We start from the raw sequence: 6,976 nt of genomic DNA, 5'->3' as shown, positions 1-6,976 counted from the left end.
CTGGCATTCCCTCTCGCGTGACATGGGTCTCTCCCCGATTCTGGTCGTGAGAGGCTCTGGATGCGCTAGAAAGCAGGGCAGCTGATGGCGTTCGATCCATCAACGCCGGATCGAGAAGCGCAGAAAGTGCTGCAAGTGCGGTTAGGCTGACAAACGGCTGAGCTGTCAAAAGCTCGGGGTCAGGGCATGCCGTCCGGTCGAACATCCATGCTGGAACCTCCAGCCAACGATCTGCTTGCGACCCGTCCAGGGTGCAGCGAAAAACGACATCATCAACCTTGTCGACGGTCCCATGAACGCAAACTCGGCGACCAAACCAGGGATGATGTCGATAAAGAACCTCGCGAAGAACGGTCCTGTGGGCGTTCTCAAACGTTGTTGTACAACGGACGACGTCCGCATTCGAGTCTTGACGGCAGCACGCCGGATCAAGCCTACTTCAACCTTCTGCCGCTCCGCGCGGCGGCCTAACCCCGGCAGAGGCTCCACCTATCGACGCGGAAATTCTGTTCAGACAACCGGGACCAGCTCACTATGCAGGACGGTGGGTGATGACGGAGTGAGATAGGCGGCGACGGGTGTCTCAGTGGCGCTTGCCCAACGTCGACCCGACGTAGTTCAACAGCGATCTGGACATCTCCCCCACACCTTCGTGCTCCCGGTGCCTCTGTCCCGGATGGTCGCACCATACGCCACGATCTTGAAAACGGCAGCCGAACATCAGCACCGAGAATCTTATACCGGTTACAAGTGCGATCGAGCGGTTGCACGAGGAGTTCAAGCGGCGGATCAAAACCCAAACCGTGCTGCCCTCGGCCGACACCGCGGCGATGATGTTCTGGGCCCTGCTCGCCTCGGGACAGATTAGCATGCGCAAGGTCGATGGTTGGCAAACCCTCGCCACAAAACCCATCGATCAGCCAATTGACCTTGCCGCCTGAAACGATAACTTCATGTTCCCGGAGAATTCGCCAAGCCGAATTCCAACCGCATTCCGGACGGCGCCCCCCGGCGCCCCACGCTTACGGTAAGCGCGAAGCCGATCTTTCAATTACCCATAATTTTTGCCTCGATCGCGGCTCCCAGTTCGATGTCGGTCAGCCGCGATAGTCCTCGCCAGATCACGGTATTTCCTGGAGGCGGATCGTTGGCTCGGGCCAAGTACCCGCCGAGCCGCGCGATCTTGACCACATAGTGCGAGAGTGTGCTTCGTCGAGAGCGATTGCCATCCCTGTCTTTCACCAAGTGATCAAGAAGCCTGATTTCAGGATCTGTCAGCGCCGTTTGCGGTAGGGCATTCGGCGAGGAACGATTGAGCATCGTCATCCAGAAGACGCGCCAACTCACAATGCAGAAAACCGCGATCAGATTGACCAGACGCTCAGCGGTTCGCAATTTCGACTCCTCCGCCTTGCAGCCCGATTTGAGGATCTTATGGAAGACCTCGATCTTCCACCTCAACCCGTACCATTCGATCTTCTCGATGGCGTCCTTGCGCGATTGGACCGGGAGATCGGTGAGGAGCTTCCACTCGATCTTCTTTCGCCGCTTCGGCCTTCCCCGCTCTTGAGCATGGATCACGGTCAGAGTGAGTGCGGGATATTTCTTCTGCTTGCCGATCGGCGGCAGAATTCGAAGCTTGCGGAAACGAATTTCGAGAAGCGCTTCATCCGGATCGCCTTTGTCGTCCTTGAACTTGATCCGATGTAGGCCTTTGAACGTGACCTCGTCCATTTCGTCGGCAATTGTATGATTGCCGTCCCCGGCAAGCCGATCAACACAGGTTCGCACCAGGAAATGCGTTCCAACCTCCTCGGCCAGGCAAAACAGCTCATAGATGTCGCTCTCGCGATCACCAATATGAACGCATCGTGCAGGGGCAGCGAGAAGTTCGGTCGATTGCCGTAAATTCTCCAGCCAGCGGATGCTCTCCTTCTGCTCGATCGGAACCCGTGTCGGATTGATCTTTCGCTTCAGCGCCGTCGTCCCCTTGAACTTCTTGCGTGTCCAGAACTTGATTGCCGCCAGTCCGAACGGAAGCCCCTCGGTCGTCACGGCGAGGCTCGAATGCATCAGGATGCCGCACTGCGTGCGCCCTGCCGTCTTGCCCGTAAAGCCAATCAGATCCGGCTTCTCGCGCTTGAAGCTGAATTCCTCGTGTCATGGAGGACGAGGATCGGTCCCTCCGTCGTCGCTGCGCGCCCGCGCGTCGCCTCGAAATGACCGCAAAGAATATCCGCCTCGTTGACCCGTTCGTTGGAGAAGAAGCGATAGGCGGCCTTCGTGTTGGCCCAATCCTGACAAACCAGCGGGATGCTTTGACCCATGTCGCTCCCGATTTGTGCGAGCAATTTGCAGAACCGGCGGCCAAGCCGCTCATCCTTAAACTCGCATCCCGCAGTTTCCCGATCAACCCACGTCTCGACACCGGTCGTCACTCGCTGAGAACGTGCCTCCGCGCATTCCGTCAACACCAGCCCCATCGCGCACCCCACACTTCCGAATCAGGTGCTCAACAAGGAATCACAACAGATTCTGCCGATTCAAGATTTCGCCCGCGGCGCGTCGTTCAAATCCGACGTCAAATGTGGGTAATTGAAAGGAAGCCGATACCCCTTGCTTCAGAATTCGAATGAACGTGCGAAGAAGCCTCCGGCTTGGACGGAGGTTTGGGATGGGATTGGACAGCAAAAAGGACGTCCATTTGGCCGGCTCATCGGTAGGGCCGGTGAGCCGGCTGGAGGTCCTTGAAGGACCATCGGGACGCCGGGTGCGTTCGGAGGCTGAGAGATCTCGGATCGTCGAGACGGCGCTCGTCGGATGCGCCCTCTTTTGCCTTCAGCACCAGCGTCGAGCTTCCGTCGTGTCTTCTTCGTCATCATGCCCTCCGTCTATCAAACGGAACAGCCCCTTCCGACTAAGCACGTGGTCCCAAAATCGAGGTCCATTTCACGTCGGCGCGGACATGGTGCGCAAAGCTTGTGGCGAAGCCGCGACCTTTTGACTCACGGGGGACATCTGGCGCGATCTTTTGTGGCCCCTAGGTTGACTCGGCATCATGACAACGACTTTCGTACCCGTTTCCTACCAACCTTGCCGCGCGCGTTTCGGACTGACCTACGCGATGAGGCTAGGAAAACGTATGACGTAGCAGTCCGATTCGTTCTCCTAATTTATCACACGGCGGCCCAACGTCCGCTTGAAGAACAATCGAGAAACAGTCGCTGTCAATAGCTGATAACAGGTTCTGGAATTCACCGGAGTCGCGTCCTGGGCTAGTCACCGCTCGGGTGACGCTCTCGCCTGGCTCTTAGGCCACAAATGTTGGGAAAGCGATTTGTAGTCACATGAAGAACAAGGTCGCTAGCGCAGAACGGAGATACATGAACCGCTCCTACAAAATCAGATGTATCACCATCGTCGATAGTGATCTCAATCTTATTCAACCGATGAACGAATATTTGAGGAATAACAATGTGTGTACGGCCTTGGCTGGTACGCGCGCAGAAGCGTTAACCCGCTACAACGACGCAGAGGTAATCCTTATAAATATGGACCTCGTCCGAGACAACGGCTTCGAGCTCGTGCGTGATCTCCGTGATCGAGGAGATGTTCCCATTATTGTCGTTGGGAGCCGACGGGATGAGCACGATGCTGTAACCTGGCTTGACTCCGGTGCTGATGAGTATCTAACGACACCACTGTCCTTGGCTCGGCTTTTGGCTCACATCAACGCTCTGAGCAGGCGCCGTTTTAGCTTCCCTGTTGGAATGCGAAGCAGGGCGCAGGACGGACGATGGCGTTTCGGGGAGTGGGAGCTGCGCCTCAAATCTCGAAAGCTCTATGATCCTTCAGGCAGGTCGGTACCCTTAACCGCGGCGGAATATTCGCTCCTAGTCACCTTTGTTGAGGCAGCGCAACGGCCGTTGTCGCGAGAGTACCTACAACGGGCCACCCGTGTGCACGGAGAAATACTAGATCGCAGCATAGATGTTCAGATCCTCCGTTTGCGTCGCAAGCTTGAAGGAGATGCCCGCGCTCCCCGGTTAATAAAAACTGTGCGTGGCGTAGGTTACTTGTTTAGTATGCAGACTGTCCGCGCTTGAAGTCACCCTCGTGATGGTGATGTAGTTGCTCTGGTGACGCATCCTTCACCGGGTTCGATCTGTTTTTGAAGTTCGCTTTGGCCCACAATAGGACCAGGAATAAAGGTGACCTTGCCCAACGGGCTTAATCCAGTTTGAAGTTGGTTCTGGCTCAAGACAAGGACCAGAGCATGAAGCGCAGCCGGTTTTCGGAAGAGCAGATCATCGGGATTTTGAAGGAGCATGAGGCCCGCGTGTCGGTCGCGGATCTCTCTTGAAGTGGACCCTATGCTGAGGACCACTGGGTCCGGTTTCTTAAGTGGAGCCGCTGCCGTTCGTTCTTCCCAATAACTTTACGCTACTCTTGCTTGCTGCTGTTGTAGCTGTGGGGATGTGGGCAACGCGCAGCGTTGTCCAAGCTTCTCGCTTGCGAGAAGCGTCATATCCGCAGCCTCTTCGCCGAATGCGCCGGTGACACCGGCCCGCCAGACCGCCATCGGCGCGCGGTTTTCCAGCGCCTGATGAGGGCGCTGGAAATTGTAAAATTCGATCCATCGGGCGATTCCGGCTTTGGCCTCGTGGCCATCCGAATAACCCTTGAGATAGATGTCCTCGTATTTGAGCGAGCGCCACAGCCGCTCGATGAACACGTTGTCCATCCAGCGCCCGCGACCGTCCATCGAGATCTTGACGCCGGTGGCGGCCAGCGTGTCGGCGAAGGCGGCGCTGGTGAACTGGCTGCCCTGGTCGGTATTGAAGATCTCAGGCCGGCCGAAGCACGCCAAGGCCTCTTCGAGCGCAGACACGCAGAACGATGTGTCCATCGTGTTCGACAGGCGCCCAGGCCAGCACCGCACGGCTCGCCCAATCGATGATCGCCACCAGATACAGAAAGCCCTGGCCGATCGGCACATAGGTGATATCGGCCGCCCACACTTGATTCGGCCGATCGATCACCATATGGCGCAGGAGATACGGGGTTAGCGTGTAGGTCACCCCGCATAGCGGGCGGTGTTTGATTGTCAGAGAATCTCCCGGTGATTTGTTCCCAGGAGATCATATGAGCGAACATAGGTCTGACACTAAGAACTTCGAAGTTATCACGGCGACACCCGAGCGGCTTCCGGTCAGTCCGGGGCGAAGCCATCGCACCTGGTCGCGGGAGGCGAAGGAGCGGATTGTCGGGGAAACGTTCGCGCCGGGGGCGAACGTGTCGGCGATCGCGCGGGCTCACGGGCTTGATCCATCGCAGGTGTTTGCCTGGCGGCGCAAGGCGCTGGCCTCGGGAATTGTTGCGCCGCGTTCCGAGCGAGCCCGACCGATCAAGTTCGCGCGTTTTGAAGCTGTGGCGGGCGAGACAATGGAAATTGTGGTCGGCGATGTCGCGGTGCGCATCGGCAGCGATGTGGAGCCTGAGCGGCTTGCTGCGGTAATCCGGGCGGTTCGGCAGGCATGATCCCGGCAGGTGTTCAGGTTTACGTGGCCAGCACGCCGGTCGACTTCCGTAAGGGAGCGACCGGCTTGATGGCGCTGGTGCGAGATGGCGGAGCCGACCCGTTCAGCGGCGCGCTGTACGTGTTCCGTTCGAAAAGAGCGGACCGGATCAAGGCGGTTTGGTGGGACGGCAGCGGGATCTGCCTGTTTGCCAAGACTCTCGAGGAGACAAAGTTCTGCTGGCCGAAGATTGCTCCCACCCGGGTGCGGCTGAACCATGCACAGTTGCTCGCGCTGATCGACGGGGTGGACTGGACGAAGGTGCGTCCGGTGGTTGTGAAGCGCCCGCAATCGGTGGGTTGATAACTTGCGGCGAATTGAATCAGGGCGCTGAAAGGTTTGGAAGATTGGCGGCGACTCTGCTGTGATGGGCGCCGATGACGCCGCCCGTTGCAGAGCTTCCGACGACCCTTGCCGATGCCCATGCGCTGATCCTCGCCTTGGCGGCAGAGCGGCAGGCGATCGAGGCCGAGAACAGCCACATCGTCTCCGAGATTGCAACACTGACCGCGGCGAACGCCGATCTCGCCGCGGTCAACCAGGCGGCCGACGCGCGGATCGTGGAGCTGACGGCGATCGTGAAGATGTTGGAGCGCACGCTTTACGGCACGCGCTCGGAACGTTTGCGCAGCGACAAGCCAAGCGATGAGCAGATCGCCTTCGTATTTGACGAGATCGCCACCGGCGTGGCAGCCATTGAAGCCGAACTGGCCAAGGCAGGCGGCAAGGACGACAAGCCGCAACGCGCGCCGCGGCCGCGCAAGGAGTTCGGCGCGCATTTGGAGCGGGTGGAGATCGTCGTCGAGCCCGAGGTGCCTCCTGGTTGCGAACGGCTGGAGAAGGTTCTGATCGGCGAGGACGTGTCGAAGCGCCTCGACGTGACACCGGCGAAGTTCCGCCTGATCGTGACGCGCCGCCCGAAATACATCTATCGCAATCGCGATGGCGTAGTGCAGGCGCCGGCGCCGCCGCACCTGATCGAGAGCGGCCTTCCGACCGAAGCGCTTCTCGCTCAGATCGCGGTGGCCAAATATGCCGACGGGCTTCCGCTATACCGGCAGGAAGCGATCTACGCGCGTGACGGCGTCGATCTCGACCGGTCTTTGATGGCGCAATGGATGGGCAAGGTCGGCTTCGAATTGCAGCCGCTCGCCGATTACGTGCTGGAGAAGATCAAGCAGGGGGAGCGGATATTCGCCGATGAGACGACCCTGCCGACACTCGCTCCCGGATCCGGTAAGACGCAAAAGGCCTGGCTGTGGACGTATGCGCGGGATTATGCACACCCCGTGATTATGCGCAGCTCGCAGGAACAGGAGCCGATATCCATGGGATTCTCGGACGACTTCCGGCTGGCGAACTGCGCATAATTTCGGTCTTTCCTATCGAGCCTAATC

Annotated in this window: 7 protein-coding genes and 2 pseudogenes; 5 read left to right on the top strand and 4 right to left on the bottom strand. The window is 58.6% G+C overall.

Annotated elements, in window-relative coordinates; translation table 11 throughout:
• A partial coding sequence (locus tag C7G61_RS45715; RefSeq protein ID WP_210205926.1) for a hypothetical protein occupies positions 1 to 205 on the bottom strand: 205 nt, incomplete at its 3' end.
• Between the two features lie 541 nt (positions 206 to 746).
• Between C7G61_RS45715 and C7G61_RS41765 the strand changes: the two are divergent.
• Positions 747 to 941: pseudogene (locus C7G61_RS41765) on the top strand (IS256 family transposase); the annotation flags it as partial.
• A gap of 106 nt (positions 942 to 1,047) precedes the next feature.
• On the opposite strand, the gene C7G61_RS41760 reads toward C7G61_RS41765, so the two are convergent.
• On the bottom strand, positions 1,048 to 2,073 hold the full coding sequence (locus C7G61_RS41760) for an IS4 family transposase (protein WP_244608756.1): 1,026 nt from the start codon (positions 2,071 to 2,073) through the stop codon (positions 1,048 to 1,050).
• Positions 2,074 to 2,120: 47 nt separating this feature from the next.
• Positions 2,121 to 2,483 (bottom strand): IS4/Tn5 family transposase DNA-binding protein, encoded by a 363-nt coding sequence (locus C7G61_RS46755; protein WP_244608755.1) that lies wholly within the window; start codon positions 2,481 to 2,483, stop codon positions 2,121 to 2,123.
• A gap of 900 nt (positions 2,484 to 3,383) precedes the next feature.
• Here C7G61_RS46755 and C7G61_RS41750 point away from each other — a divergent pair.
• On the top strand, positions 3,384 to 4,106 hold the full coding sequence (locus tag C7G61_RS41750; RefSeq protein WP_190242252.1) for a winged helix-turn-helix domain-containing protein: 723 nt from the start codon (positions 3,384 to 3,386) through the stop codon (positions 4,104 to 4,106).
• 332 nt (positions 4,107 to 4,438) lie between these two features.
• On the opposite strand, the pseudogene C7G61_RS41740 reads toward C7G61_RS41750, so the two are convergent.
• Positions 4,439 to 5,075: pseudogene (locus tag C7G61_RS41740) on the bottom strand (IS3 family transposase); the annotation flags it as partial.
• 70 nt (positions 5,076 to 5,145) lie between these two features.
• On the opposite strand from C7G61_RS41740, the gene C7G61_RS41735 reads away from it, so the two are divergent.
• The 3 genes from C7G61_RS41735 to C7G61_RS41725 all read left to right on the top strand — a co-directional run bounded on the left by C7G61_RS41735 (position 5,146) and on the right by C7G61_RS41725 (position 6,949).
• Positions 5,146 to 5,541 carry a transposase gene (locus C7G61_RS41735; protein WP_108523313.1) on the top strand — a complete coding sequence of 132 codons (396 nt, stop codon included), beginning with the start codon at positions 5,146 to 5,148 and terminating at the stop codon, positions 5,539 to 5,541.
• On the top strand, positions 5,538 to 5,882 hold the full coding sequence (gene tnpB / locus C7G61_RS41730) for an IS66 family insertion sequence element accessory protein TnpB (RefSeq protein WP_108523312.1): 345 nt from the start codon (positions 5,538 to 5,540) through the stop codon (positions 5,880 to 5,882). The genes C7G61_RS41735 and tnpB overlap by 4 nt, the downstream gene beginning before the upstream one ends.
• Positions 5,883 to 5,956: 74 nt before the next feature.
• Positions 5,957 to 6,949, top strand: a complete 993-nt coding sequence (locus C7G61_RS41725) for an IS66 family transposase (RefSeq protein ID WP_108523311.1) — start codon at positions 5,957 to 5,959, stop codon at positions 6,947 to 6,949.
• Positions 6,950 to 6,976: the final 27 nt, after the last annotated feature.

It is taken from the genome of Bradyrhizobium algeriense, from assembly GCF_003062295.1.
GTDB classification, from domain to species: Bacteria; Pseudomonadota; Alphaproteobacteria; order Rhizobiales; family Xanthobacteraceae; genus Bradyrhizobium; species Bradyrhizobium algeriense.
Note: the sequence above shows the minus strand (reverse complement) of the source record. Positions and strands in the feature narration are given on the sequence as shown.